Source organism: Solimonas terrae (assembly GCF_011067135.1).
In the GTDB taxonomy this organism is placed as follows: Bacteria; Pseudomonadota; Gammaproteobacteria; order Nevskiales; family Nevskiaceae; genus Solimonas; species Solimonas terrae.
Genome location: NZ_JAAMOW010000003.1, coordinates 63,550 through 76,301 on the forward strand (window position 1 = coordinate 63,550; position 12,752 = coordinate 76,301).

The window sequence follows — 12,752 nt, forward strand, 5'->3', positions numbered from 1 at the left end:
TCCGGTACGCCGGGATTGCCGGCACCCCCCGGCGCGCAAACGGCCGAGCGCGGCAGCCTGGTTCGCAAACTCAGTCGCCGAGCACCACCAGCAGATCCTTGCCGTTCACCGTCACGCCCGAGGCGACGAGCACCTGCTTGATGCTCGCATCGCGCGGCGCGGCGATCACGGTTTCCATCTTCATCGCTTCCAGCGAAATCAGCGGGTCGCCCTTGCGCACGCTGTCGCCGACCTTGACCGCGACGCGTGACACCATGCCCGGCATCGGCGCGCCGATCTGGTTGGCATCGCCCTCGGCTGCCACCGGTCGCGCATGCGCCGCCTTGGCGCCGGCCTTGTCGATGCGCACCGCGCGTGGCTGGCCGTTGAGTTCGTAGAACAGCTTCTCGCTGTCGTCGGCGTCGGCGCGACCCTGCAGGCGGATCACCAGCGACTTGCCCTGGTCGATCTCGACCGCGATCTCTTCCTGCTCCTGCATGCCGTAGAAGAAGGTGGTGGTCGGCAGGCGCGAGACGTCGCCGTACTTCTTCACATGCTCGGCGTAATCCTGATAGACCTTCGGATACATCAGCTGCGAGGCGAGATCGCGATCGGACAGTTCTTCGCCGATCGTCTGTTCGGCGGCCTTGCGCGCGGCGTCCAGATCGACCGGCGGCAGGCTCTTGCCGGGCCGTTCGCCGAGCGCGGGTTTGCCCTTGAGAATCCTGGTCTGCAGCGCCTTGGGCCAGCCGTCCGCGGGCAGGCCGAGATCACCGCGGAACAGCTGCACGACCGACTCCGGAAAATCGATGGCCTTGTCCGGGTTCTCGACATCGGCCGGCGTCAGTTCGTTGGACACCATGAACAGCGCCATGTCGCCGACCACCTTCGAACTCGGCGTGACCTTGACGATGTCGCCGAACAGGCGATTGACGTCGGCATAGGCCTTCGATACTTCACCCCAGCGGGCGTCGAGGCCGAGCGAGCGCGCCTGCTCGCGCAGGTTGGTGTACTGGCCGCCGGGCATTTCGTGACGATAGACGTCGGCGGTACCGGACCGGATGTCGGCCTCGAACGGCGCGTAGCGGCGCCGCACGTCCTCCCAGTAATCGGAAAGTTCCTGCAGCGCATCGAGATTGACGCCCGGATCGCGTTCACTGCCCGACAGGCTCGCGGCGATCGCGCCGAGGTTCGGCTGCGAGGTCAGGCCCGACATCGAGTCCAGTGCGCCGTCGACCGCATCGCAGCCGGCTTCGACCGCGGCGAGCACGCTGGCGGCGGCAATGCCGCTGGTGTCGTGCGTGTGGAAATGGATCGGCAGGCCGATCTCCTGCTTGAGCGCCCGCACCAGTTCGCGCGCCGCGCGCGGCTTGCAGACGCCGGCCATGTCCTTGATGCCGAGCACGTGCGCGCCGGCCTTTTCGAGGGCCTTGGCCATCGTCACGTAGTACTTCAGGTCGTACTTCGGACGTGTGGCATCGAACAGGTCGGCCGTGTAGCAGATCGTGCCTTCGCAGACCGCGCCGGCTTCGATCACGGCGTCCATCGCCACGCGCATGTTGTCGACCGCGTTCAGCGAATCGAACACGCGGAAGATGTCGATGCCGTTCTTCGCCGCCTGCTGCACGAAGAACTGCACGACGTTGTCGGCGTAGTTCGTGTAGCCGACCGCATTGGCCGAGCGCAGCAGCATCTGGAACGGCACGTTCGGAATCGCCTGGCGCAGCTGCGCGAGACGGTCCCAGGGATCTTCCTTGAGGAAGCGCAGCGCGACGTCGAAGGTCGCGCCGCCCCAGCATTCGATCGAGAACAGCTGCGAGGCCAGGCGCGCGTAGTACGGCGCGATCGGCGTCATGTCGGCAGTGCGCATGCGCGTGGCGAACAGCGACTGGTGCGCGTCGCGCATGGTCGTGTCGGTCAGCAGCACCCGTTGCTGATCCTTCATCCACTGCGCGAATCCGGACGGTCCGCGTTCGAGCAGGATGTCGCGCGTGCCGGGCGGCGGCGCCAGCGCCAGCTCCTTGCGCGGCAGTTTCGGCAGGCGTGGCGGCGGCAGCGGCAGCTTTGGCGGCTCGCGGCCCTTCATTTCCGGATTGCCGTTGACGGTGACTTCGCCGATGAAGCGCAGCAGCTTGGTCGCGCGGTCGCGGCGCGGCGTGAACACGAACAGTTCCGGCGTCGTGTCGATGAAGCGCGTGATGCACTCGCCGGACTTGAACTGCTCGTGATTGATGACGTTTTCGAGGAACGCCAGATTGGTCGACAGGCCACGGATGCGGAATTCGCGCAGGGCGCGATCCATGCGCGCGATCGCATCGCCGGTGGTCGGCGCCCAGGCCGTGACCTTGACCAGCAGCGAGTCGTAGTACGGCGTGACGACAGCGCCGCCGTAGGCCGTGCCGCCGTCGAGACGGATGCCGAAGCCGGCCGGGCTGCGGTAGGCGAGCAGGCGGCCGTAGTCCGGCGTGAAGCCGTTTTCCGGGTCTTCGGTGGTGACGCGGCATTGCAGGGCGTGACCATTGAGGCGCACCTGATCCTGCGACGGCAGCGCCGGAATATGGTCACGCGCCGCATCGCCGATGCGCGCCCCTTCGGTGACGCGGATCTGCGCCTTGACGATGTCGACGCCGGTGACCTGCTCGGTCACCGTGTGCTCGACCTGGATGCGCGGATTGACCTCGATGAAATAGAACGCGCCGGTGTCGGCATCCATCAGGAACTCGACGGTGCCGGCATGCGAGTAGTTGACCTGCCGGCACAGGCGCAACGCGGCGCCGCACAGCTCCTGGCGCTTGTCTTCCGTCAGATACGGCGCCGGCGCGCGTTCGACGACTTTCTGGTTGCGACGCTGCACCGAGCAGTCGCGCTCGAACAGATGAATGAGATTGCCGTGCGTGTCGCCCAGCACCTGCACTTCGACGTGGCGTGCACGGCGCACCAGCTTTTCGACATAGACCTCGTCGTTGCCGAACGCGGACTTGGCCTCGCTGCGCGCGCTGTTCATCTGCGTACCGAGTTCGGCTTCCGATTCGATCACGCGCATGCCGCGGCCGCCGCCGCCCCAGCTCGCCTTCATCATCACCGGATAGCCGATGTCGGCGACCAGCTTCTTGCAGGCTTCGAGTTCGTAGGGCAGTGCGGCCGATGCCGGCAGTACCGGGACCTGGGCGGCGATCGCCGCCTTGCGCGCCGCGACCTTGTCGCCGAGCGCGCGCAGCACCGCGGGCTTCGGGCCGATGAAACGGATGCCGGCTTCGGCGCAGGCATCGGCGAACGTCGGGTTCTCGGACAGGAAGCCGTAGCCCGGGTGGATCGCGTCGACCCCGGCCTCGAGCGCGATGCGGATGATGTCCGGGATGTCGAGATAGGCGGCGATCGGCTTCTGCCCGCGGCCGACCAGATAGCTTTCGTCGGCCTTGAAGCGGTGCAGGGCGAAACGGTCCTCGTGCGCGTAGATCGCCACCGTGCGAATCCCCAGCTCCGCCGCTGCACGCATGACACGAATCGAAATCTCGCCGCGATTTGCGACCAGCAGTTTTCGGACGGGGGCGGGTGACGCGGTCATCGTTTTCTCCTGTTTTCTGGTCCCAGCTCGCACGCACGAATCGCGCCGCACCGCGGTCCGCCGGCATTTGCGACGGGCAGCGGCAGGGCCGGCCAGGACTCGGGACGCGGATTCTAGCGTGCTCGCCGCGCACAGGGCCTGTTCAGCGGCGAGTCCGGTCTGCGGATCGCGTTCAGGGCGCAGACATGCGCCGGCTTATTAGATGCGGTCGACGCCCGCGATGGCGAGATGGAGGACAAAGGATGAACGACACCTATGCATTCGAATCAGGCGGCGACCGCAAGCTCAAGGTCGTCATTCTCGGCGTGATCGTGGCGGGATTCGCGACCGGCGCCGTACTGCTGACGCGCCCGGCCAAGGGCGCCAAGCCGGCACCGGCTGCGCCGGCACAGACTGCGGCACCGGAACCGGGCGCAACCGGTGCGGCGGCCGGCACGCCATCCGCGCCGCCGGCCGATGCAGCGGCGATGACGCCCACCGCGTCACCGTCGACGGCCCCGGCCGAGGTCAGCGACTCCGCGCCGGCGCCGAATGCCGCGACCGATGCGGCAGCCGCCACGGTGCCGACCGCCGGCGCGCCCGCCGATGAGCAGGGCAGCGCGGCGCTCGCCGATGCGTCGCCTTCCGCGGCCGCTGCCCCGGGCCGTGACGACGTCGCTGCCGCAACAGCGCCGAGCGCGGCACCGGCTGCACCGACTGCACCCATGACGGACTCGGCCGCTGCGGCGTCGGCGCCGACGACCGCGACCGCTGCCGCCGCTGATTCGGCGCCGGCCGCGACGCCGGCTGCGCCCGCCGACAGCAACTCGACCGCGACCTTGGCCAGGAAGGCGGCCGACGCCGGCCCGTTCAAGGTCGAATACGTCGGGCAGGCGAGCCGACCGGACGCGCTGGCGTTCCGCTTCTCGCAGCGCGTGGCCGATGCCGATGACGCCGTCGATCACATCCACATCGTCAACGGTGCCGGCCAGGCCGTGCCCGGCATCTGGATCGCCGGCAGCAATTCGGATCTGCTGCTCTACCGGAACGTGGCGCCGGGCCAGTATCAGGTGCAGATCGATCCGGCTTTGCAGAGCGTGAGCGGTCGCACGCTGCAAGTGGCCTGGAGCGGCTCGGTTTCGGTCCAATAGCCGCTGCGCATTGCCCTGGAGCCTGTCGACACTGAATGGCGTCGCTGCGGCGGCGCCGTTTTTGTGCACGCCGGACGCTGCGCTGCAAGGCCGGCACGATTGCGGCACAATCCGCCGCCATCGCCTGCGCCCCTTGCGCTGCAGGCACGCACGACCGGTCAGGCGCACCGCGTCGATCACCGATTCCACTCCGGGAAACACATCGCTCATGTCCGCCCAGGCAGACGAAATCTCACGTCTCATTGCCGTTGAAATCGCCGCGCAGCCACGACAGGTCAGCGCTGCCGTCGCCCTGCTCGACGAAGGCGCGACCGTGCCGTTCATCGCACGCTACCGCAAGGAAATCACCGGCGGCCTCGACGACACGCAGCTGCGCACGCTCGAGGAACGACTTGGCTATCTGCGGGAACTCGCGTCGCGGCGCGCGACCGTGCTGGAGTCGATACGCTCGCAGGGCAAGCTGAGCGACGCGCTGGAAGCGCAGATCGCCGCGGCGCTGACCAAGGCCGAACTGGAAGATCTGTATCTGCCGTACAAGCCCAGGCGCCGCACCCGTGCCGAGATCGCGCGCGAACGCGGACTCGGGCCGCTGGCCGAGGCTCTGCTCGACGATCGCGCGCTGATTCCGGCCGAGGCCGCGGCTGCGTACGTGCAGGGCGAGATCGGCGACGTCAAGGCCGCGCTCGAAGGCGCGCGCGACATCCTGATGGAGCGCTTCGCCGAGAACGCCGAGCTGCTCGGGCGTCTGCGTGCGCACATGAAGACGCATGCGGTGCTGCGTGCGAAAGTCGCCGAAGGCAAGCAGGAAGCCGGCGCCAAGTTTTCCGATTATTTCGATCATCACGAGCGCTGGGCGACCGTGCCCAGCCACCGGGCGCTGGCGATGCTGCGCGGTCGCAACGAGGAAGTGCTGACGCTGGAGATCGAGGTCGATGCCGACGATGTCTCGACGCTCAAGCCGGCCGAGAAAATGATCGCCGACGCCTATGCGATCCCGGCCGGCGGTGCGGCGGCCAATGCCTGGCTGCTCGATGTCGCCAAGTGGACCTGGCGCGTGAAGCTGTCGTTCAGCCTGGCGATGGACCTGATGATGGAGATGCGCGAGCGCGCCGAGGACGAGGCGATTCACGTGTTCGCGCGCAACCTCAAGGATCTGCTGCTCGCCGCGCCGGCCGGCTCGAAGGCGACGATGGGCCTCGATCCCGGCATCCGCACCGGCGTCAAGCTCGCGGTCGTCGATCACACCGGCAAGCTGGTCGACACGGCGACTGTCTATCCGTTCCAGCCGCGCAATGATCTGCGCGGCGCGCAGGCCGAGATCGCGCGCCTGATCGCGCAGCACCGGGTCGAGCTGATCGCGATCGGCAACGGCACCGCCAGCCGCGAAACCGACAAGCTGGTCGCCGATCTGCTGGCGAATCTCGCGCCGCCGAAGCCGATCAAGGTCGTCGTCAGCGAAGCCGGCGCGTCGGTCTACTCGGCGTCGGCCACGGCTGCAGCCGAATTCCCGAATCTCGACGTGTCGCTGCGTGGCGCGGTGTCGATCGCCCGGCGCCTGCAGGACCCGCTCGCCGAGCTGGTGAAGATCGAACCCAGGGCGATCGGCGTCGGCCAGTATCAGCACGACGTCGACCAGTACCGGCTCGCGAAGATGCTCGATGCGGTGGTCGAGGACGCGGTCAACGCGGTCGGTGTCGATCTCAACACGGCGTCGGCGTCGTTGCTGGCGCGCGTGTCCGGCCTCGGTGGTTCGCTGGCCGAGGCGATCGTCGCGCATCGCGATCAGGCCGGCGCGTTCAGGACTCGTCGCGAGCTGCTGGAAGTGGCGCGGCTCGGCCCCAAGACCTTCGAGCAGTGCGCGGGCTTCCTGCGCATCGGCAACGGCGACGAGCCGCTCGATGCCTCATCCGTGCATCCGGAGGCCTATGGCCTGGCCGCCAGGATCGTTGCCGCCTGCGGCCGCGATCTGCGCACGCTGATGGGCGACAGCAAGACCCTGCGCGCGCTCGATCCGCGCAAGTTCGTCGACGATCATTTCGGCCTGCCGACGGTGCGCGACATTCTCGTCGAGCTGGAAAAGCCGGGCCGCGATCCGCGCCCCGAGTTCCGGACCGCGACGTTCAACGACGATGTGCACGACATCAAGGACCTGAAGCCCGGCATGATGCTCGAAGGCACGGTCACCAATGTCGCGGCGTTCGGCGCCTTCATCGACATCGGCGTCCATCAGGATGGCCTCGTGCACGTCTCGCGGCTCGCCGATCGTTACGTCAAGGACCCGCACGATGTCGTGAAAGCGGGCGATGTCGTGAAGGTGCGCGTGGTCGACGTCGACGCCAAACGCAAGCGCATCGCGCTGTCGATGAAAAAGGACGATGGCGATGCGGGCGTTCCGTCGTCGACCGCGCGCACGGCTGCCACCCATGCGCCGCGCAAGCCGGCGCCACAGAAGCCGCGGCCGGCCGCAGCGCCGCAGGGTTCGCTGGGCGCCGCCCTGTTCGACGCCCTGCAGCGCAAATAAACCGGACGCCGCACTCGCGGCTCAGTCCCTGTGAAAGACCACCGGCTTGCCGCCGTAGACGCGCTTGCACATCCACGCCGACAGCGCGGAGTCGAGATAGGTCGCGTGGCCGGGGAACCAGTCGACCAGCGCCCGCGCCAGCGAGCGCGTCGCGTCGAAGGCGCGTGTGCCGGGTGAAGCGGACAGCAGCTCGCGGACCTCGAGTACCGATTTCATGACCGCCGCGTGTTCGTCGATGTGGCAGTCGGCGGCGGGAAAGCCGGTGCTCTGCATCCACTCCTTCTCTTCGTCGAAATGCGCTTCGGCGTGTGCGATGAACGCATCGAGGCGCGCCGCCAGTTCGGTGTCGCCGGCGCCGAGCAGCGCATCGACCTTTTCGACGAAGTCACGATGCGTGTCGTCCATGCGCTCGTAGCCGAGCTTGTATCTGTCGGTCCAGACGAAGGCCGACGCGGGCGAAGACATGATGGCGTTCCTGCGGAGCGGGCGGGGATGTCGGGTGATCGAATCGGGGCGGCTCAGTACTTCCACTCGACGCCGAAGCCGGCCAGCACCGACAGGCCGGGGCCTGGCTCGTAGTAGCGGCCATTGCCGTCGTTGACGATCACCGAGCCGACGTAGTCACGGTTCAGAACATTATCGAGATTGACGAAGGTGCGCACGCGCACGGTCGGCAGATCGAAGACATAGCCGCCGTCGAGGCCGGCGATCACGTACGACGGCGCCGATTCGCTGTTGCCGTCATTGACCGCGACGCGGCTCAGATAGCGAACGTCGGTGCCTGCGTGCCAGCCGCTGTCGCCGCCCCAGCGCAGGGCCGCGTACGCATTCGATTCGGCAATGCCCGGAATGCGGTTGCCGGCGGGGATGGTGGTGTTCAGGCTCGTGCACGGCATGCCCGAACAGGCCTGATAGTCCTCGCGCACCCGGGCATTGAGCAGCGTGTACGCCAGCTCGATGCGCCAGGACGCGGCGAGCTGGCTGCTCAGTTCGGCTTCCGCGCCTTGTCGGCGCGTGCGGCCGGCATTGCCGTAGGTCGTGCGGCCGCCGCTGTTGCTGAGCACGATCAGCTCGTGACGGGTTTCGGTGTCGAACACGGCGAGCTGCGCGCGCGTTGCCTTGCCGAGACGGAGCTTGGCACCGAGTTCGGCGTTGTTGCTGCGCGCCGCATCGAGATCGAAGTTCAGGCCGGCGCCATCCGGACGGTAGGCAAGCTCGGCGAAGGTGGGCGTCTCGAAGCCGCGGCCGTAGGCGGCGTACAGGTGCACATCCTCGCTGGCGCGATACATCAGTCCGGCGACCGGCGTGGTGGCGTCGTAGTGCGTCCGGCCGCTGTCGTCCGGGTTGCTGCTGGTGACGTAGTGGTCGTCGGACTTGAACGCGATATGACTATGGCGCACGCCGAGCTGCGCGTCCCAGCGCTCGGCGAAACGCCAGCTGCCCTGCAGGTACTGATCGAGGCTGTAGACCGTGTCGATCTCGTCGCGACGCTGCGCGCCACGCACGCCGAGTTCGGTGTCGCTGCCGTCGGTGACGAAATTCTCGTAGCCCTGGCGATGCTGGCGCAGATCGTCGTAGCTCAGACCGGCGACCAGCGACCACGGCCGCTCGGCATTGCCGCCGCGGTACTGCCAGCGTGCCTCGCTGCCGCCATAGTCGGTGCCCAGATCGACGACACCGCCGGAATGCGTCGGGCTTTTCTGTGCGGCCGCCGGAATCGCGAGGAACTGGACGATGCCGCGCGATCCGTAATAGCCGATCAGTTCGGCGCTCTGGGCATCGCTGATGCGATGCGACCAGGTGATGCCGCCCTGGGTCTGCTCGGCGCGCTTGCGCGTGTTGAACTGTTCGGCCTGTGGCGCGGCCTGCTTCGGGCTGGCGTCGAACTGGGCGCGGGTCAGGCCGAGCGGATCGAGTGCTTCCGGCGAGCGGAAATCGTTGAGCACGAAGCTCAGTCGATCGGCGTCGCCGAGCTGCAGATCGAGCTTGCCGTTGAACGAGCGGCGCCTGGCGGCGCTGTGATCGCGAAAGCCCTCGGTCTGGAAGTTCGAGTACGCGAGGTTGTAGTCGGCGATGCCGAGCTTGCCCTGCGCGCCGAGATTTTCACGCCAGGTGTCGAAGCTGCCGCCGGCGAAGCCGCCGTAGACGCTGGCCGGGTCATGGCCGTCGGCGGTGAAAATGCGGATCACGCCGCCGGAGGAATTGCCGTACAGCGCCGAGAACGGCCCGCGCAGTACCTCGACGCGATCGGCGCTGGCGAGACTGAAATGCGAGATCTGCCCCTGGCCATCCGGCTGCGTCGCCGGAATGTCGTCGGTGAACAGGCGCACGCCGCGGATGCCGAAGCTCGAACGCGTGCCGAAGCCGCGCACCGAAATCTGCGTGTCCTGCGCATAGTTCTGCCGATCGCGCGCCGACAGGCCGGCGACCCCGGACAGACCTTCAGACAGGTTTACCGCCAGCGTGTCGTCGTGGAAGCGATCGCCGTCGATCACGTCGATCGACGCCGGTACTTCGAAGCTCGATTCCGGCAGGCGGGTGGCGGTGACGACGACGGTGTCGGCATCGGTGCCGGTGTCGGCGTGGACGCCGAGCGGCGTCAGCAGCACGACGCCGAGGGCGACGCGCGCGAAGGCTGGGGTGATCGACGTCACGGACCGCAACTCCTCATGGTTCTGTTTTTTTCGCCGCGCGGGCATCGGCCGCGCGGATCGATGCCGCGACTATTGCCCCGACAGGCTGCAACCCAGCTGCTTCAGGGTCTTCTGCACCGCCTTGCGCAAGGCCCGTTCCTCGGTCGTGGCCTGCGGATTGGCCGGCCAGGCATCGCCGAGATCGGCGGCGATCGTCGCGCGCAGCTGTTCGGCATTGCCCTGCTGGTCGAGCAGTGCGCGTACCGCGAGCGTGTTCGCCATTTCCGCACCGCGCAGTTCGATCAGCTGTTCTTCGATTTTCCGCACGAGACTGGCAATCGCCTGGGCTTCCTGCTTTTCCACGTCATTCTCCGCTGCACGTACCGCCGGGGGGTGCGCACTTTAGCGCCCGAAGCGGCATCGATGCACGCCGCGTCCGGACGAGCCGGCGCACGACATGGCACTGCCATGCCGGCGGCGAGGCGAGGCCTTAGACTGGCGCCCGGTGGACACCTGTCGTCACCGCCGGGACGCAAAGCACCTGCTTCGAACATGCTGCATACCCTCACTCCGGATTTGCTGGCAGCGCTGTTGGCCTGCCTGTGCGTGACGGCCGCATCGCTGGGCATGCCGGTGCCGACCCTGCCGGCGCTGATCTATGCCGGCAGCATGGCGGCACTCGCACCGCAAAGCGGTCTGGCGCTGGGCGCGCTCAGCTTCGGCGGGGCCGTGGCCGGTGGCCTGATCGGCGACAGCATCTGGTACGCCGCCGGTCGCCGCCACGGGTTCCGTGTATTGCGTCTGCTGTGCCGTCTGTCGCTGTCGCAGGACAGCTGCGTGCGACGCACCGAGAGCTTTTTTGCCAGGCGCGGCATCCGCATCCTGCTGGTCGCGCGGTTCGTGCCGGGTCTGTCGGTGGTGTCGGTGCCGATGTCCGGCGTCGCCGCAGTGCCGTTCAGCCGTTTCGCGCTGCATGATCTGTTCGGCGTGATGCTGTGGGTCGGGGCCGGGTTGCTGGCCGGTTATCTGTTCGCCGATCAGGTCGACGCCCTGCTGCTGATGCTGCAGCACTTCGGCCTGGGGCTGGGCGCCGCCGTCCTGCTGGTGCTGGCCGGCTTCATCGCCTATCGCTGGGTCCGTCGCCGTCGTCTGCTGCGGGCACTGGAGATGAGCCGCATCTCGACCGACGAGCTGTACGCGCTGATGTCGGCCGGCGCGGCGCCGATCGTGATCGATGTGCGCTCGCCCGAGGGCCGCGCGCAGGACCCGTGGCGGATTCCCGGCGCGCGCACGGTCGATCTCGATCGCCTCGAGCACGAGATCGAACAGCTGACGCGCAAGGCGCAGGTGGTGCTGTACTGCTCGTGCCCGAACGAGATTTCCGCGGCGGTCGTCGCCAAGCGCATGCGTGCGCTCGGCTTCAGCGATGTGCGCCCGCTGCTCGGCGGGCTCGATGCCTGGCGTGCCGCCGGCTGGGAACTGCAGCCGGTCGCCACCGTGCAGACCGACGACAGCCGGACCGTGATCGGCATCGCGGCGCACGACTGAAACGGCGGGGCACCGGCCGCGCCCTGAAGCGGCGCTCCGGATTTACAGGCGGCCGGATTTCGGGCACTGTATAAAAAAACAGTTATCGAGCCCGCCATGGATGAATTGACCCCGCGACAAGCCGAAATCCTCGATTTCATCCTGCGCCATCGTGCCGAACACGGCGCGCCGCCGACGCGGGCGGAAATCGTCACGGCGTTCGGATTCCGCTCGCCGACTGCGGCGGAAGATCATCTGCGCGCGCTGGCGCGCAAGGGTGCGATCGACCTGCGCGCGGGCGCGTCGCGCGGGATTCGCGTGCTGGCGGACGCGGCGAACGAAGCCATGCAGGCCGGTCCGCAGGACCGCATCCCGCTGATCGGGCGGGTCGCGGCCGGCATGCCGATGCTGGCGACCGAAAGCATCGAGGCGCATTACAAGCTTGATCGGCAGCTGTTCCATCCGGCGCCGGATTTCCTGCTGCGCGTGCAGGGCTGGTCGATGCGCGACGCCGGCATCCTGCCCGGCGATCTGCTCGCGGTGAAACGCACGCCGATCGCCGAGAACGGCCAGATCGTCGTCGCGCGGCTTGGCGAGGAGGTCACCGTCAAGCGCTTCGAGCGGCACGGCAGCCTCGTGCGGCTGCTGCCGGCGAATCCGGACTTCGCGCCGATCCGCATCGATCTCGAACGCCAGGAGCTGGTGATCGAAGGCCGCGCCGTCGGTCTGATCCGCGACGGCGGCTTCAGTCTCGCCTGAGCCGGCGTGCGCGGTTTTCATGAGCACGCGTGCCGAATCCCTGCAGAGCCTGCTGCGCGATACGCGACTCTGGCGTGGCGCGACGCAGGCACCGCTGCGCGCGCAGGCCACCGGTCATGCACAGCTCGATGCCGCCTTGCCGGGCGGCGGCTGGCCGTGCGCGAGTCTCAGTGAAATCGTCTACGCCACTGCCGGTGTCGGCGAGCTGCAGCTGGCAATGCCGCTGGCCGCGCGCCTGACCCAGGGCAGGCGCCGACTCGCGCTGATTGCGCCGCCGCATCTGCCGTACGCGCCGGCGCTGCGCCAGTACGGCGTGGTGCTCGCGCAGCTCACGGTCATCGAGACGATCAACGACAGCGATGCGTTGTGGGCCGCCGAAGAGTTGCTGCGCGCACGGGCCGGCGCCGTGCTGCTCTGGCAGGACGGCATCGACACCATTGCCCAGCGGCGCCTGCAGCTCGCGGCCGAAACCGGCGATGGCATTGCCCTGGTCTATCGACGCCTGATGCGACACGACGCGAACTCGGTCGCGGCCCTGCGTCTGAAGATCGCACGGGTCGGCGGCGCCACGCAGATCGAAGTGCTGAAGTGTCGCGGCGCGCGACCGACGCGCACCTGCGCGCTCGATGCCTGAGGGT

9 protein-coding genes are annotated in these 12,752 nt (G+C 68.0%); 5 read left to right on the forward strand and 4 right to left on the reverse strand.

Going from position 1 to position 12,752, the window contains the following annotated elements; translation table 11 throughout:
- Nucleotides 1-70: 70 nt before the first annotated feature.
- Entirely contained in the window at nucleotides 71-3,544 is a 3,474-nt protein-coding gene (locus G7Y85_RS06275; RefSeq protein WP_166253602.1) for a pyruvate carboxylase, read from the reverse strand.
- Between the two features lie 242 nt (nucleotides 3,545-3,786).
- On the opposite strand from G7Y85_RS06275, the gene G7Y85_RS06280 reads away from it, so the two are divergent.
- Together G7Y85_RS06280 and G7Y85_RS06285 are read left to right on the forward strand one after the other, a co-directional pair.
- A complete protein-coding gene (locus G7Y85_RS06280; RefSeq protein ID WP_166253605.1) occupies nucleotides 3,787-4,674 on the forward strand; it encodes a hypothetical protein in 888 nt (295 codons plus the stop codon).
- A gap of 208 nt (nucleotides 4,675-4,882) precedes the next feature.
- Nucleotides 4,883-7,195: a Tex family protein gene (locus G7Y85_RS06285; RefSeq protein WP_166253608.1), complete on the forward strand. Its 2,313-nt coding sequence runs from the start codon at nucleotides 4,883-4,885 to the stop codon at nucleotides 7,193-7,195.
- Between the two features lie 21 nt (nucleotides 7,196-7,216).
- Here G7Y85_RS06285 and G7Y85_RS06290 read toward each other — a convergent pair whose 3' ends face one another.
- The 3 genes from G7Y85_RS06290 to G7Y85_RS06300 form a co-directional block, all read right to left on the reverse strand.
- Nucleotides 7,217-7,660: a bacteriohemerythrin gene (locus tag G7Y85_RS06290; protein WP_166253611.1), complete on the reverse strand. Its 444-nt coding sequence runs from the start codon at nucleotides 7,658-7,660 to the stop codon at nucleotides 7,217-7,219.
- A gap of 53 nt (nucleotides 7,661-7,713) precedes the next feature.
- A complete protein-coding gene (locus G7Y85_RS06295; RefSeq protein ID WP_366514923.1) occupies nucleotides 7,714-9,849 on the reverse strand; it encodes a TonB-dependent receptor family protein in 2,136 nt (711 codons plus the stop codon).
- Nucleotides 9,850-9,918: 69 nt separating this feature from the next.
- Nucleotides 9,919-10,191: a hypothetical protein gene (locus tag G7Y85_RS06300; RefSeq protein ID WP_166253617.1), complete on the reverse strand. Its 273-nt coding sequence runs from the start codon at nucleotides 10,189-10,191 to the stop codon at nucleotides 9,919-9,921.
- A 189-nt stretch (nucleotides 10,192-10,380) separates the two neighbouring features.
- Between G7Y85_RS06300 and G7Y85_RS06305 the strand changes: the two genes are divergently transcribed.
- From G7Y85_RS06305 to imuA, 3 genes are all read left to right on the forward strand, one after another.
- Complete coding sequence (locus G7Y85_RS06305; protein ID WP_166253620.1) at nucleotides 10,381-11,376, forward strand: DedA family protein/thiosulfate sulfurtransferase GlpE; 996 nt, start codon at nucleotides 10,381-10,383, stop codon at nucleotides 11,374-11,376.
- A gap of 96 nt (nucleotides 11,377-11,472) precedes the next feature.
- The gene (gene lexA, locus G7Y85_RS06310) at nucleotides 11,473-12,114 is read left to right on the forward strand and encodes a transcriptional repressor LexA (protein WP_166253622.1); all 642 of its coding nucleotides are present in this window, start codon (nucleotides 11,473-11,475) and stop codon (nucleotides 12,112-12,114) included.
- A 19-nt stretch (nucleotides 12,115-12,133) separates the two neighbouring features.
- Entirely contained in the window at nucleotides 12,134-12,748 is a 615-nt protein-coding gene (imuA, locus tag G7Y85_RS06315; protein WP_166253625.1) for a translesion DNA synthesis-associated protein ImuA, read from the forward strand.
- The last annotated feature ends 4 nt before the right edge of the window (nucleotides 12,749-12,752 follow it).

Bases quoted from the DNA above. Each gene is read 5' to 3' on its own strand.
- G7Y85_RS06275 (WP_166253602.1), bottom strand. From the start codon at position 3,544: ATGACCGCGTCACCCGCCCCCGTCCGAAAACTGCTGGTCGCAAATCGC.
- G7Y85_RS06280 (WP_166253605.1), top strand. From the start codon at position 3,787: ATGAACGACACCTATGCATTCGAATCAGGCGGCGACCGCAAGCTCAAG.
- G7Y85_RS06285 (WP_166253608.1), top strand. From the start codon at position 4,883: ATGTCCGCCCAGGCAGACGAAATCTCACGTCTCATTGCCGTTGAAATC.
- G7Y85_RS06290 (WP_166253611.1), bottom strand. From the start codon at position 7,660: ATGTCTTCGCCCGCGTCGGCCTTCGTCTGGACCGACAGATACAAGCTC.
- G7Y85_RS06305 (WP_166253620.1), top strand. From the start codon at position 10,381: ATGCTGCATACCCTCACTCCGGATTTGCTGGCAGCGCTGTTGGCCTGC.
- lexA (WP_166253622.1), top strand. From the start codon at position 11,473: ATGGATGAATTGACCCCGCGACAAGCCGAAATCCTCGATTTCATCCTG.
- imuA (WP_166253625.1), top strand. From the start codon at position 12,134: ATGAGCACGCGTGCCGAATCCCTGCAGAGCCTGCTGCGCGATACGCGA.